10 protein-coding genes are annotated in these 24,589 nt (G+C 72.3%); 6 read left to right on the plus strand and 4 right to left on the minus strand.

The window, feature by feature from the left end; translation table 11 throughout:
* The first annotated feature begins 706 nt into the window (after positions 1–706).
* Complete coding sequence (locus AHOG_RS10480; protein WP_211290570.1) at positions 707–1,912, plus strand: acyltransferase family protein; 1,206 nt, start codon at positions 707–709, stop codon at positions 1,910–1,912.
* A 515-nt stretch (positions 1,913–2,427) separates the two neighbouring features.
* Here AHOG_RS10480 and AHOG_RS10485 read toward each other — a convergent pair.
* Positions 2,428–6,729, minus strand: a complete 4,302-nt coding sequence (locus AHOG_RS10485; RefSeq protein WP_169725840.1) for a tetratricopeptide repeat protein — start codon at positions 6,727–6,729, stop codon at positions 2,428–2,430.
* A 1,568-nt stretch (positions 6,730–8,297) separates the two neighbouring features.
* Here AHOG_RS10485 and AHOG_RS10500 point away from each other — a divergent pair.
* On the plus strand, positions 8,298–9,620 hold the full coding sequence (locus tag AHOG_RS10500) for an FAD-dependent oxidoreductase (RefSeq protein ID WP_157736753.1): 1,323 nt from the start codon (positions 8,298–8,300) through the stop codon (positions 9,618–9,620).
* 241 nt (positions 9,621–9,861) lie between these two features.
* Here the strand turns inward: AHOG_RS10500 and AHOG_RS10505 are convergent, their stop codons facing one another.
* Positions 9,862–10,305, minus strand: a complete 444-nt coding sequence (locus tag AHOG_RS10505) for a PepSY domain-containing protein (protein WP_093941200.1) — start codon at positions 10,303–10,305, stop codon at positions 9,862–9,864.
* A 426-nt stretch (positions 10,306–10,731) separates the two neighbouring features.
* Complete coding sequence (locus tag AHOG_RS10510; protein WP_157736754.1) at positions 10,732–11,376, minus strand: hypothetical protein; 645 nt, start codon at positions 11,374–11,376, stop codon at positions 10,732–10,734.
* 580 nt (positions 11,377–11,956) lie between these two features.
* Between AHOG_RS10510 and AHOG_RS10515 the strand changes: the two genes are divergently transcribed.
* On the plus strand, positions 11,957–12,388 hold the full coding sequence (locus AHOG_RS10515; RefSeq protein ID WP_093941202.1) for an uL11 family ribosomal protein: 432 nt from the start codon (positions 11,957–11,959) through the stop codon (positions 12,386–12,388).
* Positions 12,389–12,778: 390 nt separating this feature from the next.
* Here the strand turns inward: AHOG_RS10515 and AHOG_RS10520 are convergent, their stop codons facing one another.
* On the minus strand, positions 12,779–14,446 hold the full coding sequence (locus AHOG_RS10520) for a peptide chain release factor 3 (RefSeq protein ID WP_093944338.1): 1,668 nt from the start codon (positions 14,444–14,446) through the stop codon (positions 12,779–12,781).
* Between the two features lie 297 nt (positions 14,447–14,743).
* Between AHOG_RS10520 and lat the strand changes: the two genes are divergently transcribed.
* The 3 genes from lat to AHOG_RS10535 all read left to right on the plus strand — a co-directional run bounded on the left by lat (position 14,744) and on the right by AHOG_RS10535 (position 24,520).
* Positions 14,744–16,096 carry an L-lysine 6-transaminase gene (gene lat, locus AHOG_RS10525; protein WP_093941203.1) on the plus strand — a complete coding sequence of 451 codons (1,353 nt, stop codon included), beginning with the start codon at positions 14,744–14,746 and terminating at the stop codon, positions 16,094–16,096.
* Positions 16,097–17,129: 1,033 nt separating this feature from the next.
* The gene (locus AHOG_RS10530) at positions 17,130–21,416 is read left to right on the plus strand and encodes a S8 family serine peptidase (RefSeq protein WP_157736755.1); all 4,287 of its coding nucleotides are present in this window, start codon (positions 17,130–17,132) and stop codon (positions 21,414–21,416) included.
* 494 nt (positions 21,417–21,910) lie between these two features.
* Entirely contained in the window at positions 21,911–24,520 is a 2,610-nt protein-coding gene (locus AHOG_RS10535; RefSeq protein WP_157736756.1) for a S8 family serine peptidase, read from the plus strand.
* Positions 24,521–24,589: the final 69 nt, after the last annotated feature.

Below are 24,589 nucleotides of genomic sequence, written 5' to 3' on the forward strand. Positions count from 1 at the left end.
GGCCCACCGCCTGGGAACACCTCCCCGGGGCCCGGCGCAGGCGACGGCGAGTGCTGGTGGTGGGGGTGGGCGGGCGGGCCCGCAGCCGCCGAGATCCGTCGACGGCTGCGACATCCGCTGCTGGTCCTGCCCGACTCGGTCGACGTCCGGCTCGGTGACGGCGGACGGGCCGAGGGCAGGCCGTCCGGCGCCGGGTCGACGCTGTGGCCGTGTACGGTCACGCCCCCGCCGAGGAGAACGAACGGCCGCTGGCCGCTTTCGCCTGGCCTGCGGAGTTCCGCGGCTGGTCGGAGTGGGACGCCCGAGTCGGCTGATCGACGCGGACCGTCATGATCGCCGTCGCGGCGGAGGCGCGGGTGGGACGTCCGGGCGGGCGGCCACGGCATGCCGTCCGCCCCGGCCCGGGCGATCGACGTCAGGCCCCGGCGTCGGGACTCGGTCGTCCGCGCCGGGCCGGGGCGTCGGGGCGACTCATACTCCGCCGCGAAGCGGTCGCGGCGGAGAGGGATCCGGCACGGCGAGCGCCTCGGTCGGCGGCGATCCGGTCGGCGGCGACCCGGCACGGCCTGCGCCGGGCCGGGGTCCCTCGGCCCCGGCGTCGCCGCCCCGGCGGCCGTCGTCTCGTCCTCGTCGCTGCGTAGGCTGGCGGCAGAGCGACGGACGACCCGGCAGGGCCGACCCGTGAGGAAGGACCGGCGCGCACGCGATGAGAAGGTCGACGGCAGGCTCCCCCCTCGGCAGGATCGGCCGCCTCGCGGCACAGGCAGGCGACGATCGCGACCGGGTGGTGGATCTCCTGCGGGCGGCGAGCATCGTGGTGGTGATCCTCTGGCACTGGACGCTCTCGGTCACCCAGCAGCGTGCCGACGGCGTGCTCATCATGCCCAACCCCATCCCGCAGGTGCCCTTCGGCTGGGCCGCCACCTGGCTGCTCCAGGTGATGCCGGTGTTCTTCCTGGTCGGCGGCTATGCCAACCTCGCGGGCTGGCGGTCGGCCCGCCGAGTCGGCGGCGGCACCGGGCTCTTCCTCTCCCGACGGGTGCGTCGACTCCTCACTCCGCTCGTGGTGTTCCTGATCGTGTGGGCCGCCGTCGAGACGGTGTCATGGGCGGTCGGGCTGCCCGGCGCCCGGATCTACGGGCCGGTGCTGGCCTCCCCGCTGTGGTTCATCGCCGTCTACCTGGTCGCGGTGCTGCTCGTGCCGATCACCGCGCGGCTGCACGACCGGGCTCCGCTCCGCACCCTGGCGGTGCTGGGTCTCGCGGTCGCCCTGTTCGACCTGGGACGCTTCGCCCTCGGCCTGTCGGCGCTCGCCTGGATCAACACGGTGCTGGTGTGGATCTTCGTGCACCAGCTCGGCTACCTTCACCGCGACGGCACCATGCCCGGACTCGCCAGGAGCAGGCTGCTCGTGTTGACCGGCGGCGCCTTCCTGGGGCTCGTCCTGCTGACCGGTCCGCTGGGCTATCCGCGGTCGATGGTCGCGCATGAGGGCGTCGAGCTGAGCAACATGTATCCGACGACGGCGGCGATCGCGGTGCTCGGCGTCTTCCAGCTCGGCGTGGTGATGCTGGCGCGGCCCGCGCTGGGCCGATGGCTGGAGCGTCGCCGGGTCTGGACGGCGGTGGTGGCGGCGAACACCGTGATCATGACGATGTTCGTCTGGCACATGACGGCCCTGCTGCTCGCGCTGGGCACCTATCACGCGCTCGGATTCGAACTGCTTCGACAGCCGACGGCCCAATGGTGGGCCCAACGGCCGGTGTGGCTGCTGCTGCCAGCCGTGTTCCTCGCTCTGCTGGTCGTCGTCTTCCACCGGGCCGAGGTCGGTTCACGGCGGTCGAGCCCGAGCCCGGACGCCGCGGCGGACTCCGCGACAGGCTCCGGCACAGGTCGGAGCACGGGCGACTGAGCCTCGGCGCGGCTGCCCTGCCGCAGGCCTTCTCGGTATCGATGATCGCCGGTCCGAGGAGCGAGAACGCCGGAGGCACCCGTGGGCGGGGCCTCGCCCGCCGCCCGTGCCCGCGGGCGTCCTCCCGGTCGCCTGTCGCGGGATCATCAGCGGGTGCGAGTGCGGAGGAAGCACTGCCTCGGCGGTCGTCGTCCCGCCGCCGGTCTCCATCGATCCCCATCTCGCCGGGTCCGCTCGCCGCTTCCGGGTCGCTCACGTCGGCCCTGCTCGCTCCGGTCTCGCGGCGATTCCGCCGACACCTCGCTCGTCCGCAGGCGGCGTGTCGTCCCTGCGGAGTCGCGCGCCGAGGGAGCATCGTGCCGACAGTCGCCGCCCCGGCCGCCGCGACGTCCCATCCAGGCGTACCGCGGGCGCCGAGCATCACCGTCCCGGCGTGTCCCGACGTGTCCCGGTGAGCCGACCGCGTGGCTCCGTTCACCCACCCCCCGCTCCGGACGGTCTCGGGCGCCGTCCGGTCACGCCCCGCCGGGCGAGTGGATCCGCTCCCACCCCCGCAGCAGCGCCCGGAACCGCTCCATCGAGCGGCCCGCGTGCTGCTCCAGTTCGACCAGATCGGCGATGGTCTCGCTCACCTCGTCAGGGTGCACCGGCCGGGCGAGCGCTTCGCGGAACGCCTGCGCCGCGGCCTCCTCCGAACCCGAGGCCGCCAGACAGGTCGCGATGCTCAGTCGTATCCAGTGCCGGGTCTCGTCCGCCGCGAGGTACCGCCGGTCTTGATCGAGGGCGGCGGCGAAGTGCCGTCCGGCCTCTCGTTCGTCGCCGAGCCCGAGGTACGCCACTCCGATCAGGTAGCGGTTCCAGCCGGTCTCACCGTCCGCCTCCTCGGCCTTGACGAAGTCGGCGATCGCCTCGGCATGCCTGCCCAGCGCGAGATACGACCGGCCGCGAGGGGTGTGGACCGAGTCCGTCTCGACGTCGAGTGCGACGGATTGGGTGAATGCGTCGATCGCCGACTCGTGGTCGCCGAGCGCCTGATGCGCCCGGCCGCGTGCCGCCAGCGACCAGGCGTCCTCCGGAGCCGTCTCCGCCGCGCGGTCCAGACAGGACAGCGCCTCCTCGGCGCGTCCCGACAGCCGCAGGCTCCGCGCCGCGTCGAGCCAGGCGTGCCGCTGACCGGGATCGAGGTCGAGCGCGTGCAGGTACTCGGCGGCCGCCCGTCGATGGCCGCCGAGCTCGGCGTGGACGGCCGCGCGCTCGAAGTAGGCGGGCGCGTGGTCCGGATGCTCCTCGATGAGGCGGTCCAGTTCGGCCAGCGCCGTCGGGTGGTCTCCGATCGACCGGCGGGTCCGCGCCCGGTCGACGAGCAGCCAGGGGTCGGGCCGGATCGCCACGGCTCGATCGAGGTCGGCGAGTGCCCTCGGGTGGTCCGCCATCGCCAGGAACAGCCTGCACCGGAGGACGAGGAGCGCGACGTCGTCCGGCTGGTCGTCGACCGCCCGGTCGAGGTCGGCGAGCGCGGCGGCGTACTCGCCCGAGTCCTGGTACGCCCGTGCTCGTTCCAGCCGCACCCAGACGAGGTGGGGGGCGAGGGCGAGCGCGTGACCGAAGTCGTCGATCGACCGGCCTACGTCCCCGAGTTCACGGTGCGACCGCCCGCGGGTCCCCCAGGCCCACGCATGGTCGGGAACGATCCGCAGTGCCTCGTCCAGGTCGGCGAGGGCCTCGGCGGGCCTGCCTGCCTGGTCGTGGACCTCGGCGCGCTTGATCAGCGCCCAGGCGTACTCGCGGTTCAGCGCGATCGCCCGGCCCAGGTCGGCCGCGGCGCGAGTGAGGTCGCCCATCGCATGGTGGGTGGCTCCCCGGCTGGCCAGCGCCCATGCGTAGTCGGGGTCGAGCGCGAGAGCCCGATCGAACTCGACGAGCGCCTCCGCGTGGCGACCCGCCATGCGATGCGCCTCGCCCCGATGCGCGTAGCTCGTCCGAAGTTCCGGCTCCAGCCCGCCTGCCCAGCTCGGGCCGGCCGCCGCCCAGTACTGGTCGCGGTGCTCCGGGGCCGGGACGCCCTGCCACGAGCTGATCTCCGCCGCCAGCCCGGGGGCGAGTCGCTCCGCCGCCGCCAGGTCGGCTGCCGCCCGCGCCGCGTCGCCGAGATCGGCGTGCGCCCGAGCCCGACTGCACGTCGCCCAGGGGTCCGCCGGATCCAAGGCGAGCGCCCGGTCGAGGTCGGCGAGCGCGTGAGCGGGCTCGCCGGCCAGCCGGGACGCCTCGCCCCGACCGGCCAGTGCGGCGACGCAGTCGGGATCGATCTCCAACGCGCGGGTGAAGTCGGCCGTCGCCTCGGCGGTGTCGCCCGCCGCGCGGTGGACGTGGCCGCGGGCCGTGATCGCCGCGAGGAATCGCGGGTTCAGCGCGACGGCCCGATCGAAGTCGGCGAGCGCGAGCACCGGGCTGCCGAGGAGATGATGTGCCTGGCCTCGGGCCGCGAGCGTCCACGGGTAGTCGTCGTCCAGCTCCAGCGAGCGGTCGAAGTCGGCGACGGCGGCGGTGAGGTCCCCGAGCTGTCGATGCAGCAGCCCCCGTTCGTCGAACGCCCAGCCGAGTTCCGGATCCAGTTCCAGCGCCCGATTCAGATCGGCGAGTGCACGATCGGGGCGGCCGAGCGCGCGGTGCACCTGCGCACGGCAGGCGATCGCGAAGGCGTCCTCCGCGTCGAGTTCGACGGCACGGTCGAAGTCGGCGAGTGCGCGATCCAGGTCACCCGCCATGCGATGCGTCTCGCCGCGCCTGCGATACGGTCGCGCGTTCCCGGGGTGGTCCGCGACGGCCCGGTCGTAGTCCGCGAGGGCTCGATCGAAGTCGCCGTCGTCCCGATGCAGCCTGCCCCGCACCTCCCGAGCCCAGGTCAGCTCCGGATCGATCTCCAGCGCCGCGTCGAGGTCGGCCAGCGCCGCCGCGTCCTCGTCCAGCAGCAGCCGGGCCTGGGCGCGGCTGCCGAGGGCCCAGGCGTTGTCGGGCGCCAGTTCGAGCGAGCGGTCGAAGTCGGCCGCCGCCCGCGCACCGTCGCCTGCCAGTCGATGCGCCTCGCCGCGGTCGGCGTAGGCGTCCGCCATGCCGAGCGCGGTTCCCGTCCGGTTCGCCTGATCGACGGCCACGTCGAGATCGCGGATCGCGGCCGAATGATCGCCGAGGGCGAGGTAGGTCTTGCCGCGTTCGGATCGTGCCCAGATCAGGTTCGGCTCCCGCTGGATCACATGATCGAAGTCGGCCAGCGCCGCCGGGTGATCGCCGAGGGCGCGGTGCGTCCGCCCCCGGTTCATCCGCGCCCACAGGTAGTCGGCGTCCAGTTCCAGAGCCCGATCGAAGTCGACGAGCGCCTCCTCGAAGCGCCCGGTCTCCCGACAGGCCTCGCCTCGGCTCGCGTAGGGGGCGTCGAACTCGGGGTCCAGCGCGACGGCGCGATCCAGATCCGCGAACGCCTCGTCGAAGCGGTCGACCATGCGATACAGCTCGCCCCGGTTGTAGGCGGCGCCGGCGTGCTCCGGGTCCAGTTCCAACGCACTGGTGAAGTCGGCCAGGGCGAGATCGATCTCGCCCTGGCGATCGCGCAGCCTGCCGCGTCGGACGAGTACGTCCGGGTGCGGGTCCAGGACGAACAGCCGGTCGAGGTCGGCGAGCTCGGCGTCGGTGTCGACGAGCACACGGTGGATCTCGATGCGTTCGGCGAGCAGCCAGGGCTGATCGGGAGAGAGCGCGATCGCCCGGTCGAGGTCGGCCAGCGCCTCGTCGAGATCGCCGCGTGCCCGGTGCACCTGAGCCCGGCTGCCCAGTGCCCAGGAATAGTCGGGTGCCCCGACCAGCGCCCGATCGAAGTCGGCGAGGGCCCGATCCAGATCGCCCAGCAGGCGGTGGGTCTCGGCGCGGTGTGCCCGCATGGTCGGATTGTCCGGATCGAGCAGCACCGCCCGATCGCCGTCGGCGAGCGCTGCCTGTAGGTCGCCGAGCCGCCGATGCACCCTGGAGCGTTCGACGAGTGCCCAGTCGATGGTCGGGTCGAGCCGCAGCGCCCGATCGAGGTCGCGTAACGCCTCCTCGGGCCTGCCGAGCGCGTGCCGGGCCTGACCTCGCGACGCGAGGACGAAGGCGTGGTCGGGGATGCGTTCGAGCACCAGGTCGAAGTCGAGGACCGCGTCCTCGTTGCGGCCCAGCAGTCGTCGCGCCTCGCCGCGTTCGATGCGGGCGTACAGATAGTCGGGTTCGAGCGTGACCGCCTGATCCAGGTCCGCCAGCGACTCCCGCAGCCGACCGGCCATCCGATGCGACTCGCCGCGCCGGGCATAGGCGACGGCGTATTCCGGGCTCTGCTCGATCGCGGCGCTGAAGTCCGCGCAGGCCGCGTCGAACTCGTGGGTCTCGTGCCGCAGGGCGCCCCGCTCCACCAGCGCCCAGTCCAGATCCGGTGCGAGGTCGAGCGCGCGGTCGAGATCGGCGAAGGCGTCCGCCCGGTTGCCCAGACTTCGGTGCACCTGGCCCCGGCTGGCCAGCCCCCACGGCTCGTCCGGCTCGATGTCCAGCGCCCGATCGAAGTCTCGGATCGCCGCTTCCGGCCGCCCCAGGAGCCGGTGCGTCTCGCCGCGTTGCGTGAGCAGCTCGGCGGAGTCCGGCTCGAACTCCAGTGCCCGGTTCAGGTCGGCCATGGCCGCCTCGTCACGGCCATGGGAGCGGTGCAGCTTGGCTCGCAGGGACAGCGCCATCACCGGCTCGGGCTCGTTGTCGATCGCCCGCTCCAGGTCGGCAGCGAGGTCGTCGAGGTAACTCATGGGACGAGAAGTGTCCTTTCTGGACGGACGGCCGCCGGGCAGCATCCCATGGCAGGCGCATGGCTGCCTCGGGATTTCGAGCTGTGCCGGGAGGGGTCCATTCTGTCGGCAGCCGCCGACAGGGCCGGGGCGGCCCGCGGCGCGAACCGGTGCCGTCGCCGAGGCTCGGCGCGGCGTGGACGTCACGGGGTGCGGTGGCGGACGGGTGTGGCGGCTCGACCGTGCTCGTCGGGGCGGCCGGGGCACGGGCTCCGTCGGCGTCTCGCCCGCTTGCGGCGCGCTGACGTGCCGGAACGAGTCGACCGCGCACGAGGTCATCCCGTCGAGCGTCGGATCGATCTCGGCCGCGTCTCAGGCACGGATAGGCGAGGTCGGCCCGGCCCGCCGAGAGGAGCGCCCGGCCCCGCGGCTCGACCGCGAGCGCGCCGGTCGGATCGGCGGCCGACACTCGGTCGAAGTCGGTGACAGCGGCACCATGGCGCCCCGTCCGCGGCCTGAGTCCTCCCCGGCCGGTCAGCGCACCGGTGTCGTCCGGGTCGATCTCGAGTGCGCGTGCGACGTCGGCGGCGGCACCTCGCGAATCGCCCGACTCCGGCCGCGTGGACGGGTGAAGGTTCAGCGTGCGCGGACGTCCAGCGCGCGGACCTGACACGGCGCGAGTCCGCGGACCCGATCGAGGTCGGTCGAGGCCTCGGCCGACCGGCCCAGCGCGCAGAACAGGGCGGCTCGGTGCTACCGCACCGCGACGTCGCCGGGAGCCGGCCTGACCAGCTCGTGCAGGCCGGGGAGGACCCGTTCCAGCTCCCCGGAGCCCGGTGCGCCCGTGCTCGCGGGTGATGGGCGGCCGCGTGATCGGGTTCCGGGCGGGTCGCCCGGTCCACGTCGGCGAGGGCGGCCGAGGGCTCGCCGCGGTCGTCGTGCGGCAGGGCCCGCGCCACCAGGGCGTACACGTGGTCGAGGTTCGACTCGACGGCGCGGTCGGATCCTGGAGCGCCCGCGTGTGGTCATCCGGTTCGCGATCCGCGACGCCGCGCGGAACCCGGGCCGTCACGTGTTCGGGTTGCGGCGCCACGGTGTGGTCCAGAACGACCGGTGCGCCCGGATGGTCGCCCGCCGCGGCAGGCGCCCGGCCGTGCGGCAGGTATGCGGTGCCGCGCGTGTGCTCGTCCACCGGCGGCCCCTTACGAAGCGAGCCGGCGGTCCCGCGGTCCGGGACGGGCCCCGCGACGTCTGCCGCGGTCGTCCTTCGTCGCTCCGTCGTCCGGTGCTCCTGGCGCGATCACCAAGAGTGATCTGCCACGGTCGGCGGGCGTGTCGGGTGCCGTCCCGCGGTCCGATCGGCACGGGGGAGCGCCGTTCGGCGACGGCTGCGGGCAGCCTGCCGACGCGGCGCGGGTGTCGACGGGCGCGGCCGTCCGGCCCGCCGGGGCCGCTGACCTGCCGTTCCGCCAGGTCACCCGGTGGACGGGCCGGTACGCACGGCGACTGTGATCACGATCCGTGGTCGGTTTACCGTCCCATCGAGTGATCAAGACGGAACTCTCCGTCGGAAGAATGAGGTGGCATTCGTGCGACGTGCGCTGGTGCTCGGCGGCGGCATCGCGGGGCTGACGGCGGCCGTGGTGCTCGCGGACCACGCCGAAGAGGTGATCGTCGTGGAGCGCGACGATCTCGCGACGGACTCCGACCCGCGGCGCCCGAACCCGTCCGCGCCGCACTCCCTCGGCATCCACGAACTCGCCCGCAGGCAGTTCGACCGCTGGCTGCCCGGGCTGACGGAGACGCTCCTCGGCGAGGGCGCGCGGCCGGTGGACTCCGGCTCGCACTGGCACGTCGACGGCGTGCGCAAGGCACCCGTGGCCGGGGAACCACTGATCTGCCTCACCGCGCCGCTGCTCCAGCGGCGCCTGCGGGATCGGGTCGCCGCACTGCCCGCCGTGCACCTCATCCGAGGCAAGGCCACCGGACTCACGCATCACGGCTCCCGAGTGGACGGCGCGCTGGTCGCCGATCCCGGTCGTCGGGGCCCCGGTGACCGAATCGGCGCGGACCTCGTGGTGGACGCGATGGGCCGCTCCAGCAGGCTGGGGGAGTGGCTGGCCCGCGCGGGCTACCCGACGCCGCCCACCCGGCGCGTCGTCCTCGACCTGGGCTACGCCACCAGGCTCTATCGTCGCGACCCCGACGGCCGGCGCGTCGACGATCCGGACAGCGTGTACTCGCTGCGCACCGGCAGGCTCGGCCCGGCGGGCGGCCTGCTGCTCCTCCCGGTGGAGGGCGACCGCTGGAGCGCGACCGTCCTCGGCTACGGCGACGCCCGACCCACCAGGGACGTCGCGGACTTCGAGGCTCGCTGTCGGGCCGAGCCGGTCGCGGCCCTGCACCGGCTGGTGCGGACCAGTGCGCCGGTCTCCGAGGTGGCGGCCGCCCGCCATCGGGACAGCAGGCGGCGGGACTTCCATCGCATGCGGCGGCTGCCCGCCGGGCTGGCGGCCCTCGGCGACTCGGTGGCCTCGCTCAACCCCGTGTACGGGCAGGGATTGAGTGTCGCGCTGCTTCAAGCGGGCGCCCTGCATGCCTGGCTGCGGACTCCGGGGGCGATCGACGAGCCCGCGGCGGGGTACTTCGACCGCAGCCGAGTCGTCGTGGACGCGGCCTGGCGGCTCTCGGCTGCCGGGGATCTGCTCCTGCCCAACGCCGAGGCGCGTCGGGCATGGGGCATGCCGCTGAGCCGAGGCCTGGCGGGTCTGCTGGCGAGGGCCACGATCACCGACGCGGGCGTGCATCGGCGGTACCTCGACGTCGCCGCGATGCGTCGTCATCCCCGCGAGCTCGCCCGCCCCCGATTCGTGTTGAGCACCATGCGTGCCGCGCTGCGCTCCACGACCTGACGTCGGGGCCGGCCCGTCCCCCGGTGTCGGGGGACGGGTGCCGGTTTCCGAGCCGGTGTCGAAGCGCCGACGACCTGGTCGGGGCCGGTCGCACCTCCCATGCTGGTCGCGGATCGGGTCCGCGGCCGCCCGGCCGTCGGCGGCGCGTCGCCCCTGTCCCGTGCCGCGGCGCGTGGAGGCGGGTCCGGCCGACCGGCGTGGTGGTCGGATCGGTGACGTGGTCGGGCCGCGCCGGGTGCGGTCAGTCGTCCCAGTCGTCGTCGTAGTGGTCGTCGTCATCCCGGTCGTCGTCATCGTCGTCGTGGTCCTGTTCGACGTCGCGAACCTCGCCGGTGTGGGCGTCGATCTCGACCTCCCATTCGGTCCGGTCCTGGCGCAGTTCGATCTCCCATTCGAGCCTGCCGTCGTCGGAGTCGAGGTCGACCTCGACGACGGTGGCGCCGGGTGCCTGCTCCTCGGCGATGCGGATCGCCTCGTCGCGGCTGACCGCGGGCTCGGTGCGCGAGACCGGGGAGCCGCCCGCGGCATCGGAGCCGCCGAGACCGTCCCGGTCGTCGACCTGCTGCGTGAAAGAGCTGGGGGTGACCTCGCTCGCGCCGCGGCCGTCCAACGCGATGGCGGTGCCGCCGACGGCCAGTAGTCCGGCGGCGCCGATGACCGCGGCCATGAGCTTCGGGTTGCGCATCGGATGTCCTCTCGTGGTGTGTGTCGCTGACGAGAACGACGATGGCCGAGAACGACCTAGCGGCACGCTGCGTGATCCCTAACGACCGGTTAAGGAATTCACGACCCCCCGACGTACCCCGCGATTCGGCCCGACCAGCAGAGGCAGGCCCCACCGCCACCGGACGGGGACGCCTCGGCGAACGAACCGTTCGACCGGCGGTCGTGCGGACTCCGCGGCCCGCCGCGGCATGCTGCCTGCGCCGCACCGTGCCGGCACCGGCGCCGAAGAGAACGGACCGCACCGGCCTGCCATGGCGGGCTCGACCTGATCGCAGGGCCAGGTACTCGGTCGGTGTGACGAGCAGCCCGCCGAGCACCGCCGAGGGCGGCCCGACTCGTCGGGCCGCCCTTGAGCGTGACGCGCGGGCGGCCGAGATCGAACCCGTCAACGCGGGAGATCGACCGCCGACTCCCGATGCCGCGGCGCGGGCGCCGTCCCGTCGTCCCTGGCGGACGAGGAGCCTCCTGCGGCGGACGACGGGCCACAGGCTCGACGGGGCCTCGCGCGCACCGCCTCCGCCGGGGCGGTGCGGGGTGCGTCGCCGGGTGCAACGCCGGCGGTGCGGGCGTCCTCGCCGGCGGGTGAGACGGCCGACGTCGGCGCCTCGGAACGGACTCCGGCCCCCGAGGTTCCTGGGGCCCCCGAAGTTCCTGGAGCCGTGGAAGGTCCTGGGGCCGAGACCTCCGAAGCTCCCGAGGCCTCCGCGGTCGATCCCGACCACACCGGGGCGGTCCGCCAGGTCGGCTCGCTCGCGGTCTGATCGTCGAGGGGAATCGGGACCTGATGGACCGACAGCAGTCGCAGGCCGAGGGTCTGCACGCGCACGAGCAGCCCGTGCAGCGCGGCATCGTCGAGGACCGTCCCTCGCAGGACCGCCTCCTGCGGGGTCCTTCCCACGCTCATCTCGGGGAACACCTGAGCGACGCGGTGCATCGACCTGCCCGCCACCCGCAGCTCATAGCAGCGGATGGTGCTCGGGGACGGTTCGATGCCGGGGCTGTACTGGGGAGGCGATGCGCCGGCGTTCACCACGGCACACCTCCGTCCTGCCTCGGCCGCGGACGGGCGGGGGCCGTCTCGGGGCGGACGTCGTCGATCACGACGAGGGGAGAGGGAGAACTGGTCATCGTCGACTCCTTCGGCGAACGGGTGACCGGAAGGCGCCCGAGGCGTGCTCGGACGCTGATCCCGACGGTGCCCGAGGGGCAGGACGATGTCTGTGGTTCGTTCGGGAAACCACCCGGACGATGCGCCCTGTCGGCCCGAGATCCACACCCTGGGAGGACCCTCACCCCGCCGGACGGTGGGTCCGCGGCTGCCCGCCCGGCAGGCACGGACCCGGAGTACCCCGCGCGACCTGCGTGGGGCCTGGTGTGACACAGTGGTGACAGGAGGCCGGTCCAGGCCTCGGAATCGCGGCGTGAGCCGACGATCGAGGCGGATCAGGCAGAGTCGACGGCGGACCGACCTCATCACACCACGCAGCTGTAGACGGTGTCATGCCGCGCGCGCCCTTCTCTCGCGGGTGCGCTCGGCCCATGGGCCGTGTTCGGCGACCGGCGTGGTGTAGAATTCGTCGGCGAAGTGTACGAAAGGTGAGGGGTCGTAGGTGCCACCCAAGCAGCGCAAGACGTTCGAGGCGACACTCGAACTTGAGGCTGGCAATGCAGCCATGGTCGATCTCGGAAAGATGCTCGGCCCGACGGGTGTCAACACCCGGAACGTCAAGCTCGAGTACGACGAGAACACCTCCGCTCACCGAGGCGAGATCGTTCCCGTGGTGGTCTCGGTCTTCGAGGACCGGACCTACCAGCTCCGGTACAAGACTCCGCCCACCAGCTTCCTGATTCGTCAGGCCATGGGCGCGAAGTCCGGCTCCGAGCGTCCCGGGCACGTGCCCGGCGGCACCATCACCAAGGAGCAGGTGCAGGCGATCGCCGAGCGCAAGATGCCCGACCTGAACGCGGGCGGCAACCTGGATGCCGCGATCAAGATCGTGGCGGGTTCCGCGCGTTCCATGGGCGTCACCGTCGAGGGCTGAGCCCGCGGTTCCACCCTGAGCGAGGCTGACCGAAGGGGGCCACCCGGATCCGGGTGGCCCCCTTCGGCATGTCCGGATTCCTTCGTCGGTCGGAGAGGGCGTCGGGCGGCCGCCTCGGGCGGACACGTGAGTGGGTGACGCTCTCGGGCACAGCACTCGACGTCCTCTCGCCGACGTGTCCCCGCCGTTTCGAGCCGTCCGGCGTCCTACGGCGTGGTTCGCCGGCGGACGCGGTCCGGTTCGCGCCGAACGTCGTCCGACGGTCGATCGTGGCGACCCGTGAGCCGGCTCGGTCCATGAGCAGGCCTCGTCCGTGGGCCGGCGCGATCCGATGCGGGCGCGCCCGCCGCGCCGGACCCGCCGCACGGGCGGGCGGGCGCGCGACGGGGATCAGACGCCGCCCGCGAGGCTCTCCAACGTCACGTCGGGGTGGCGGCGCAGCAGCAGCCGCAGGGTGATGTCGTCGGTGAACAGTGCCAACTCCGCGCCGTCGCCCCTGGTCAGCACCTCGCTGCTGGTGCCGTCGATCAGTCTGCGCTCCGAGGGGTCGCCCAGCCTGCGGACCACCGTGTACGGCAGGTGATTCAGCAGGATCGTCACGCCGAACTCGTTCTGCAGGCGGTCGGTCGCGACCTCGAACTGCATGGGGCCCACCGCCGCGAGCACCGGAGTGGCCTCGCCCCGACGATCCGAGCGCAGGACCTGTACGACGCCCTCCTGCTCCAGCTGCTCGACGCCGCGTCGGAACTGCTTGGCCCGACTCGGGTCCTTGGCCGAGGCGGTGGCGAAGTGACGGGGCGCGAAACTCGGGAGCCCGGGGAAGGTGACCTTCGGCTTCCCGGAGTAGAGCGTGTCGCCGACCCGCAGGTTGGATGCGTTGACCAGGCCGATGACGTCGCCGGGATAGGCCACGTCCAGGGTGCTGCGCTGCTGGCCGAACACCTGCTGCGCGTACTTGGTGGCGAAGGGTCGTCCGCTCGCCGCGTGGGTGACGACCATGCCGCGGTCGAAGCGGCCGGAGCACACTCGGGCGAAGGCGACCTGATCGCGGTGGGCGCGGTCCATGCCGGTCTGCACCTTGAACACGAATGCCGAGAACGGCGCTTCCAGCGGCCGGGCTCCGCCGTCGACGTCCGGACGGGGCGCGGGGCGGGGGGCCAGCTCCACGAGCAGGTCCAGCAGGTGCTTGACGCCGAAGTTGAGCACCGCCGAGCCGAAGAGCACCGGAGTGGCCCGCGCCTGGAGGAACTCCTCGTAGTCGAAGTCGCCCCCGGAGACGGACAGCAGTTCCGACTCCTCGCCTGCCTGTGTCCAGTCGTCGCCGACGGTCTCGGCGGCCTCGGCCGGCGGCATCCGCACCACGCCCGCCCGGCCCGCGCCCGAGGCGTTGCGGGTGAAGCCGATGAAGTCGCCCTCGGCGCGGTCCAGGACGCCGTGGAAGCGGCCCGCCTCGCCGACCGGCCAGGTCAGCGGCATGGGCCGGAGGGAGATGCGTTCGGAGATCTCGTCGCACAGCTCCAGCGCGGCGCGGCCCGGGCGGTCCCACTTGTTCACGAAGGTGATCACCGGGATGTTCCGGTGCCTGCACACGTCGAAGAGCTTGAGGGTCTGCGGCTCGAGGCCCTTGGCGGCGTCGAGGAGCATCACCGCGCAGTCGACGGCGGCGAGCACCCGGTAGGTGTCCTCGGAGAAGTCGGAGTGGCCCGGCGTGTCCAGCAGGTTGATCACCGAGTCGCCGTAGGCGAACTGGAGCGCGGCCGAGGTGATGGAGATTCCTCGGGCCTTCTCCATCTCGAGCCAGTCGGAGACGACGCCCTTGCGCCCGGCCTTGCCGTGGACCGCGCCCGCCTCCGAGATGACCTGGGCGTGCAGGGCGAGCGCCTCGGTGAGGGTCGACTTCCCGGCGTCGGGGTGGCTGATGACCGCGAAGGTCCTCCGGCGGGCGGCCTCACGTCTCACCAGCGACTCGTCGCTCTTGGTCTGTCGCCCGAGGGCCGGATCGTTGCCCGCCACTGTCCGCTCCCTGCTCTGTTCCGTCGGTGCCCGCGGTGCCGTCATGTCGCACACCGCGCGCCGGGACACTCTACCGGCCCGGTGCGGTCCGTCCGACGCGCCGCAGGTCAGCGGCGGCGCGGCCGGGTGGGGTGCCGGGCCGGACGGCCGTCCGTCGCCTCGTCGGCCCGATGAGTCCCGGCGCCGGCGTCGCGTCCTGGGCCCCAGGTGTCCGCAGGGACGGGAGTCGTCTCGGGTGGCCGGGTTCTCATTCGATGCATTGCTTCTGGACGAGGTCGCGGTTAACGTAGGTTTTGCGGCGCTTGGATGGATCTAGAGGAAAAAATCCTGGAAGGAGTCGGAATGACTCAGGGCAGCACGACGGCGTTCGACGCGGCGATCGCACCGAAGGATGTGCATCGGCTGCTGGGCAGGCACCTGCTCGTGGACGGCTTCCCGTTCGTCCTGGACACCAAGGCCAGCACGGGCTCGTGGCTCGTCGACGCCCGTAACGGCGACCGGTACCTGGACCTCTACTCGTTCTTCGCCTCCGCGCCGCTGGGGTTCAACCCGGCGGGGATCGTGGACGACCCCGAGTTCATGGCGGTGCTCTCCGAGGTCGCGGCGAACAAGCCTGCGAACTCCGACGTCTACACCACTCACTACGCCGCCTTCGTCGAGACCTTCGCCAGGGTGCTCGGCGACCCCGAGCTGCCGCACCTGTTCTTCGTCGAGGGCGGCGCGCTCGCCGTGGAGAACGCCCTCAAGTGCGCCTTCGACTGGAAGAGCAGGCACAACGAGCAGCAGGGCCGGTCCCCGGAGCTGGGCACCCGGATCATGCACCTCACCCGCGCCTTCCACGGCCGCAGCGGCTACACGATGTCGTTGACCAACACCGATCCCGGCAAGACGGCTCGCTACCCGGCCTTCGACTGGCCCCGGATCGAGTCCCCCGCCCTGCGCTTTCCGGTGGCCGAGCACCTCGACGACGTCGTCGCCGCCGAGCAGCGGGCGCTGGCCGCCGCCGAGGCCGCCTTCGCCGCCCACCCCCACGACATCGCCGCCTTCATCGTCGAGCCCATCCAGGGCGAGGGCGGCGACAACCACCTGCGCCCGGAGTTCCTTCAGGCCGTGCAGCAGCTCTGTCACGCCAACGACGCGCTGTTCATCGTCGACGAGGTGCAGACCGGCGTGGGCGTCACCGGGACCGCCTGGGCCTATCAGCAGCTCGGCCTCCAGCCGGACATCGTGGCCTTCTCGAAGAAGACCCAGGTCGGCGGTGTGATGGCGGGCCGTCGGGTGGACGAGGTCGCCGACAACGTCTTCGCCGTCGGCGGGCGCATCAACTCGACCTGGGGCGGCGGCCTCGTCGACATGGTCCGTTCCCGCCGATACCTGGAGATCATCGAGCGGGACGGCCTGTTCGAGAAGGTCGCGGAGAACGGCGCCTGGCTGCTCGAGCGGCTCACCGAGCTGGCGGGCAGGCATCCCGGCCGCGTCGACAACATCCGGGGCCGCGGCCTGATGGTCGCCCTCGACCTCCCTGACACCGCCACCCGCAACGCCGTGCTCGGCAGGCTCCTGGAACAGGAACGGGTGCTGGCCCTGCCCAGCGGCGAGCGGTCGATTCGCTTCCGGCCCGCGTTGACGATCACCCGGGACGAACTCGGCGTGGCGCTGACCGCGTTGGACACCGTGCTCGGCGCGACCGGCTGATCCGAGGCGACCGGCACGGCGAGTGCCGCGGCAGGGGCGTGGGAGGGAGCCGGCCCTGCCTGCCTCGGCGGCCACCGGCAGACCGGCCCGATGAACCACTCGGATTGTCGTGGCATGCCAGGAGAACGGCGGTCCTCGGCCGACCGCGCACCGGTGCGGCCCGGCGCTCCGCCCGACGTCGACACCTCGCGGCCGGGCCGAGGGGAGGGCCTGCGGCCGACGACCGCGAGTGGGCGGGACGAGGGCCCGCCGAGGCCTGACCGTCGAGGGCCTGACCGATCGACTCCCGTCCGCCCGTACCGCGCCGCCGCGCGCGGCGGCGCGGTGCGTGGCGACTCTCTCGGAATGGTGGGCCTGTCCGCAGACGTCCGCCCGACCGTCGCCGAGGCCGCATGGTTCCGGCGGCGGCTCGGGCGGGACGCCGGATTCCGGTCGCGACACGGGCGCGCCCTGACGTGTCGCGATCTCCGACGGTCGCCTTCGCCGATTCACCGCCGGTCGGTGATTCACCGTCTGTCGCGGAATCTGGTCTCTCAATATCGAGAAAGCTTTCGCGTTCGCTGTCCGATTCGGGACCTGATTCCTGCAATCGGGTGCATTTTCGGCAGCTGAAAGTCACGGAATCGTGGGTGGGATCCCCGTCTGCGTATGCGCATGTTTCCGATCGGTTAAGGATTGTCGCCGAACGAACTGATATCCACCTCTCCCGGCTCAGGCGTCGCGTATTCGGTTTCCGCCGAATGGTCTCTTGTGGCAGATCAGAACGGCGAGGTTAGGTCGAAGACGGTTCTCGTTCGCGACCGCCTTGGATTGTCGCGACGATGCCTCGGTGTCCGGCCTAAAAGGAGGCTTGGTGTCTAGAACACTCGTCTCGGCGCGCCCGAGAGGACGCTCCACAACCCCGATCGGGTCCCGTGGGGCAATAGGTCTGGTATTCACGGTGGTGGCCGCGTTGGTCACGGCGACCGCCGCACCGTCGGTCGCGCGGTCGGCGGACGGGCACAGCGCGGAACCGGCTTCGATCGATGCCGACGTGGTGGAGACATTGGCGGAGAAGGGCGCCGCCGACGTCTGGATCGTCCTGGAGCAGCAGGCCGACCTGTCGGCGGCGGCGGACACCGCCGACTGGGCGGAGCGTGGTCAGGCGGTGGTCGACACGCTGCGGGGCCATGCCGAGCGGACTCAGGCCGACGCCGTCGCGTTGCTGACCGACGCGGAGGCGGACTTCACGCCGTACTGGATCTCCAACCGCATCCTCGTCCACGACGCCTCCGAGTCGTTGGCGAACTCGATCACCACGGTGCCGGGCGTCGAGCGGATCTCGCTGCCCTCCGTGCTGGAGGTCCCGGAGCCGACGGAGGCTGAGCGGGACGGCTCGTCCGTCGACGCCGTCGAGTGGGGCATCGAGTCGATCAACGCCGATGACGTGTGGGCCGATCACGGCGTCACCGGGGAGGGCATCGTGGTGGGCAGCGTCGACACCGGCGCGCAGTTCGACCACCCGGCGCTGGTCGGCTCCTACCGGGGCAACCTCGGCAACGGCGGCTTCGACCACGACCACAACTGGTTCGACCCCTCCAACGCCTGCGGCTCGCCGTCCGTGGTCCCCTGCGACAACAACCGCCACGGCAGCCATGTCACCGGCACGATGACCGGCGACGACGGTGCGGGCAACCAGATCGGCGTCGCCCCCGGCGCCCGGTGGATCGCCGCGAAGGGCTGCGAGAGCACCGGCTGTTCGGACGCCTCGCTGCTGGCCTCCGGCCAGTGGATGCTGGCCCCCACCGACGTCGCGGGCCAGAACCCGAGGGCCGACCTTCGGCCCCACGTGGTGAACAACTCCTGGGGCGCGGCCAACGGCTCGATCATCGACCCGTGGTACGACGAGATCGTCGGAGCCTGGACCGCCTCGGGAATCTTCGGCCTCTTCTCCAACGGCAATTCCGGACCCGGCTGCAACACGACGGGCTCCCCGGCCGACTCGGCGTTGTCGTACGGGGTGGGCGCCTACGCGGTGAACAACACCATCGCCTCGTTCTCCAGCCGGGGCCCCGGAGCCGAGGGCGACATCCGCCCGAGCATCTCCGCCCCCGGCGTCGCCATCCGCTCCTCGGTTCCCGGCGGCGGCTACGCGCTGCTCAACGGCACCTCGATGGCCGCCCCGCACGTGGCGGGCGCGGTCGCCCTGCTGTGGTCGGCCGCCCCGAGCCTGATCGGCGACATCGAGGGGACCAGGGCGCTGCTGGACACCACGGCCGTCGACGTCGACGACACGACCTGCGGCGGCACCGCCGCCGACAACAACGTGTGGGGCGAGGGCAGGCTCGACGTCCTGGCCGCCGTCGACGCTGCCCCGCGTGGCGATACGGGCCTCCTGCACGGCTCCGTCACCGACGCGAACACCGGGGCGGCCGTCGCCGGTGCCAGGGTGACCGTCGCCGGTCCCCTGGATCGCACCGTCACCGCCGGTTCGGACGGCACCTTCACCCTGACGCTGTCGGCGGGCGACTACACCGTCACCGGCTCGGCGTTCGGCTACGGCGAGGCGAGCGGCACGGCCGCCGTCCTGGCCGACGAGACGACGACGATCGAGCTGGCGCTGACGGCCGTCCCCACCCGCACGGTGCTCGGCCAGGTGTCGGACTCCCGCGGTTCCGGGCTGGGTGGGATCGAGGTCGGCTTCGGCGGCGTGCTGCCGTCGACGACCACCGACGCGGGAGGCGGATTCGTCGTCGAGTCGGTTCCGGAGGGCACCTACCAGCTCTCCGCCACCGGGTCCGGCTGTGTCGGCTCCGTGACCAGGGAGGTGGTGGTCGCGGGCAGCACGGCGGTCGTGAACGTCACGCTGCCCGACGTGACGGACGCCCACGGCCACTTCTGCCGCGATGAGGGCGACGTCTTCATCGCGGGCGACACGAGGGTGTCGCTCAGCGGCGACGACGCCTCGACGACCGTGCCGCTGCCCTTCCCGGTCGGCTTCTACGGACAGCAGTACCGCGAGGCCTTCGTCTCCACCAACGGCTTCCTCACCTTCACCGCCCCGTCGACCGCCTTCTCCAACGGCAGGCTCCCCAGCACGGGCGCGCCGAACGGTGCCGTCTACCCGTTCTGGGACGACCTGACCGTCGACGCGTCGGCGGGCGTCTACACCGGAGTATCCGGCGCTGACGGCGAGCGGGTCTTCGTCGTGGAATGGCGCGACGTCCGTCCGCTCAGCTCGCAGACGAGACTGACGTTCGCGGCTCAGTTCCACGAGGACGGCGGCATCGTCTTCGCCTACGACAGCCTGCCCGCCGAGGTGCCCGCCGCACTGGGCTCCTCCGCCACGGTCGGGATCGAGAACGCCGAGGGCACCGACGCGCTGGAGTACTCCTACAACACGCCCGTCCTGTCGTCGGGAACGTCGATCCGCTTCGGTGAACCCGACTACGGCTACGTGACCGGCACGGTGATCGATGCGAACGACGGCCTGCCGGTCGAGTACGCCTCGGTGTCGGTGTCCCAGCGAGGTTCGACGCTGAGCACGGTGACGACCGCCGCCGACGGCACCTACACCACCCAGCAGCTTCTCGGCTACTACACGGTCACCATCGCCAGGAAGAACTACTCGGAGCACGTCACCACGGCCTACCTCGGCGACCGTCGGGAGACGGTGACCGTCGACGCCGAGCTGACCAGCGCACGCGGCGAGGCCACGCCCGGCGAGGTGTCGTGGGTCCTCCCGCAGGACGCCGTCCGCGACACCTCGGTGACCCTGAGCAACACCGGCGACCACGACCTGACCTGGGAGATCTCCGAACGCGGCGGCGACCGGGTGACGCAGGCGCCCGCACAGGCCGAGCTGCTGTCCGAGGTGCGGTCCGCGGCGGAGGACACCGCCGTCGACACGCGGGACAACTACTCCGAGGAGGAGATCGAGGACCTCACCCAGGCCGCCCCGCTCGCGGCGGGCGACGTGCTGTCCTCCTGGTCGGTCGGACAGGTCGACACCGCCTGGGGCGTCGGCGTCGACGACAACCTGTGGATCTCCGACGCGGTCGGCATCACCAACACCGAGTTCGGCACGGACGGCGGTCCCACCGGTCGATCCCATGACGCCGACTGGGCGACCACCTGGAACGCCGACCTGGCCTATGACACCCGCAACGGCCTGTTCTGCCAGGTCAACGTGGGCGGTGACAACGGAGTCCACTGCTGGGACGAGTCGAACGGCCACGTCGGTTACCACATCACCGGCTCGCCGTGGAGCGCGATCTCGCAGCGGGGCCTCGCCTACCGGGCCGACGACGACTCGTTCTACATCGGCGGCTGGAACGAGGGCGTGATCTACCACGTCGCGGGCTCCTCGCACGCCGAGCCGGGAACGACGCTCGGTCGGTGCACCGCGCCGGAGACGGGCGTGGCGGGTCTGGCGTATCACCCGGAGGCCGGGACGCTGTGGGTCACCACCAACAGCCCCGCCAACACCATCTATCAGCTCGACCCCGCCACCTGCGCGGTCGTCTCGACGGTCGGCTTCCCGGAGGCCGAGCCGTTCGCGGGCGCCGGTCTGGAGCTGGACTCCTCGGGAGCGCTCTGGGCGACCTCGCAGGTCTCCAACACCGCCTATCTGATCGACAGCGGCGTGCCGACGTCCACGGACGTGCCGTGGCTGCGGCAGAAGGTCTCCACCGGCACGCTGGCACCCGGCGACTCGATCGATGTGGAGGTGGAGATCGACACGACCGGCCTGGCGGCGGGCGTCCATCGGGCGGTCCTGCTCTTCGACACCAACGCGGGCAGGCAGCCCGTCGTCCAGGTGCCGGTGGAGGTCGTCGTCTCCGGCTACTGGCAGGGCGTCGCGGTCGGCGGGACCGAGGAGCACGTCGCGGCGGACGAGATCGCCTTCGCCCCGGACCAGCCCTACAGCGAGGGGTCGTGGGGCTGGATCGGCGAGGACTCGACCACCGGGAGCGTCGGGGCGAACGTCGACATCGCCAACACCAGGGAGGACGCCCTCTATCGCAACCAGCGGACGAACCTTGAGGCCTACCGGTTCGACGATCTGCCCGCGGGCACCTATGAGGTCACGCTCGGCTTCGCCGAACTCCAGCGCTCACCCAAGGTGGACTGGCGCCGATTCGACGTCACCCTCAACGAGCGGGTGGTGCTGCTCGGCTACGACATCGCCCAGACCGTGGGCGGCCGGGCGGCCGACACCAGGGTGTACCGGGTGACGATCGCCGAGGGCGAGTCGCTGGACGTCGAGTTCTTCAATCGGCGCAGTTACCGGCCCGCCGCGATCAACAACATCGAGGTGGTCCACCGGCCCGACTGGTGACCTGTCGAGGCGGCGGGTGCGTCACGACTCGTCGCGATTCGGAGTGTGCGGGCGTCGGACGGAGGCATTCGTCCGGCGCCCGCGCCGCTCCGGGGCCGAAGGGATCGACGTGTCCTCGTCGGCGATCCGCTTCTCCCGTCGATCCGCCGTCCGGCACGGCGGGCCGATCCACGACGGCGAGTCGGCACCGCCCCGTCCCGGCGCCCCGAGCCGTTCTCCGGCGGGCGGGTTCCCGTCGCCGCTCGTTCGATTCCGTTGTCCGCCCCGGCGCGGGGTGTGCGCCGAATTCGGCGGTGCGTCCCGGCCGAACAGGAAGAACCCTCCGAATACCTCGGCAATGAGGTCGTCGATGATGCGACCCGCGTTCGGCGTGTTCCGCCGAATGGACTCTTGTCGGCGCGAGACGCGGCAAGTCGAATCGAAGGCGGTCGCCGTTCACCTCGGCTGCACGTCGAGACGCCGGCCCCGCCGTCGCAGCCGGCAAGGAGGAATCGGTGTCTGGAATTCTCACCTCGGCACGAAGATCACGGCGTCTCCCGGCGGGATCTCGCGGCGCCCCCGGCCTGGTGCTCGGCGCGGTGGCCGCGTTGTTCATGGCCGGTGCCGCGCCGTCGGTCGCACAGCAGTCCTCAGCTGACGACGATCGTGCGCCGATCGACGCCGACGTGCTCCGCGTCCTGCGAGAGGAGGGCGCGGGCGATGTCTGGATCGTCCTGGAAGATCGGGCGGACCTGTCCGAGGCCTCGGCGACGGCCGACTGGGCCGAGCGCGGCCACGCCGTCGTCGACGCCCTGCGCGGCACCGCCGAACAGAGCCAGGCCGAGGCGGTCGCGCTGCTCACGGACGCAGGCGCCGACTTCACGCCGTACTGGATCTCCAACCGCGTCCTCGTCCGATCCGCGTCCGAGTCGTTGGCCGACTCGATCAGCCGAGTGCCCGGCGTCGACCGGATCTCGTTGCCGACCACGCTGGAGATCCCGGGGCCGATCGACCAGCCCGCGGCGGAGAAGGCCGTCGACGGAATCGAATGGGGCATCGACTCGATCAACGCCGACGACGTCTGGGCGGACTACGGCTTCACCGGCGAGGGCATCGTGATCGGCGCCGTCGACACCGGCGTCGAGTTCGACCATCCGGCGCTGGTCGACGCCTATCGGGGCAACCTCGGCAACGGCGGCTTCGACCACGACCACAACTGGTTCGACCCCACGAGCACCTGCGGTTCGCCTGCCGCCGTCCCGTGCGACAACCACGGCCACGGCACCCATGTCACTGGCACCATGATCGGCGACGACGGCGCGGGCAACCAGATCGGCGTGGCACCCGGCGCGCGGTGGATCTCCGCCAAGGGCTGTGAGGGCGGCACGGGCTGTTCGGAGAGCGCGTTGCTCGGCGCCACCCAGTGGATGCTGGCCCCGACCGACACCGAAGGCCGGAATCCGCGCCCCGATCTCCGGCCGCACATCGTCAACAACTCCTGGGGAGTGCCCAACGGGCCTGCCGTCGACCCCACCTTCGACGAGGTCATCGCCGCCTGGAACGCCTCCGGGATCTTCGCCCTGTTCTCCAACGGCAACTCCGGCCCCGGCTGCGACACCATCGACTCACCGGCCGATTCGGTGCTGGCCTACGGCGTCGGCGCGCACTCGGTGAACAACACCATCGCGAACTCCTCCGGCCGAGGGCCCGGTGCGGACGGCACGATCCGGCCGAGCATCACCGCGCCCGGTGTGAGCGTCCGGTCCGCCCTGCCCGGCGCGCTCTACGGCGCCGCCAGCGGCACCTCGATGGCCGCCCCGCACGTCGCGGGCTCGGTGGCCCTGCTCTGGTCGGCCGCGCCGAGCCTGATCGGCGACGTCGAGGCGACCCGAGCCCTGCTGGACACCACCGCCGTCCCCGTCGACGACACCAGCTGCGGCGGGACCCCGGCGGACAACAACGTGTGGGGCAAGGGCAGGCTCGACGTCCTGGCCGCCGTGGACGCCGCGCCGCGCGGTGACGCGGGCATCCTGACCGGCACCGTCACCGACTCGACCACCGGGGAACCTGTCGCCGCCGCCAGGGTCGCGGTGTCCGGCCCGCAGAACCGGGCCGTGGTCGCCGCGGCGGACGGCACCTTCACATTGATGCTGCCGGTCGGCGAGTACGCGGTGACCGGCAACGTCTTCGGCTACGCCGAGCACGGGGCGTCGGCCGCCGTCCTCGCCGACGAGACGGCGACGGTCACCCTGGCACTGACGGCCCTGCCGACCCACGCCGTGTCCGGCCGGATCTCCGACGCGGGGGGCACCGGGCTGGCCGGCGTCGAGGTGGTCTTCGGCGATGGCGAGCTGCCCTCGTCGACCACCGACGCAGGGGGCGACTTCGTGTTCGACGCCGTCCCGGTGGGCACGCATCGGCTTGCGGCCCAGGGCTCCGGCTGCGCCGAGCCGCAGGTCGGGGACGCGGTGGTCGCGAACGGCGACACGATCGTCGACTTCGCCCTCGCCGATGTCACCGACGCCTACGGCAACTTCTGCCGCGTCCAGGACGGCGCCTTCCTCGCCGGGGACACCCGCCTGGCGTTGAGCGGCGACGACGCCTCGGAGACGGTCGCCCTGCCCTTCCCGATCACCTTCTACGGGCAGCACTACGAGCAGGGGTTCGTCGCGACCAACGGCTTCCTCAGCTTCGTCTCGGCCGCCACCGAGTCGCAGAACACCGCGCTGCCCAGCGCGCTGCTGCCCAACGGCGCCGTCTACCCGTTCTGGGACGACCTGATCGTCGACGAGACGGGCGGAATTCTCACCGGGGTGTCCGGTGTAGAGGGCGAGCGGGTGTTCGTGGTGGAGTGGCGAGACGTCCTCCTGGCCGATTCGGCGGCGCGGATCACCTTCTCCGTCGCCTTCCACGAGGCAGGCGGCCTGACGTTCGGCTACGCGGACCTGCCCGCCGACGAGCCCGGCGCGCTCGGCGGCTCGGCCACGGTGGGCATCGAGAACTTCCGGGGCGGCGACGCCTTGCAGTACTCCTTCGACCGGCCGGTGCTCGCGGCCGGGACGTCGATCCGGTTCCACGAGCCCGGCGGCGCCGCTCCCGAACCGAGGGCGGCCGGCCAGGGGTGAGGTGGGCCGGTGGGCTGAGGTGGATCGGGTGGGCTGAGAGGAAGTGAGTGAGCTGAGCTGCGGCGAGTG

The sequence above is a fragment of the Actinoalloteichus hoggarensis genome (genome assembly GCF_002234535.1).
Lineage (GTDB): Bacteria > Actinomycetota > Actinomycetes > Mycobacteriales > Pseudonocardiaceae > Actinoalloteichus_A > Actinoalloteichus_A hoggarensis.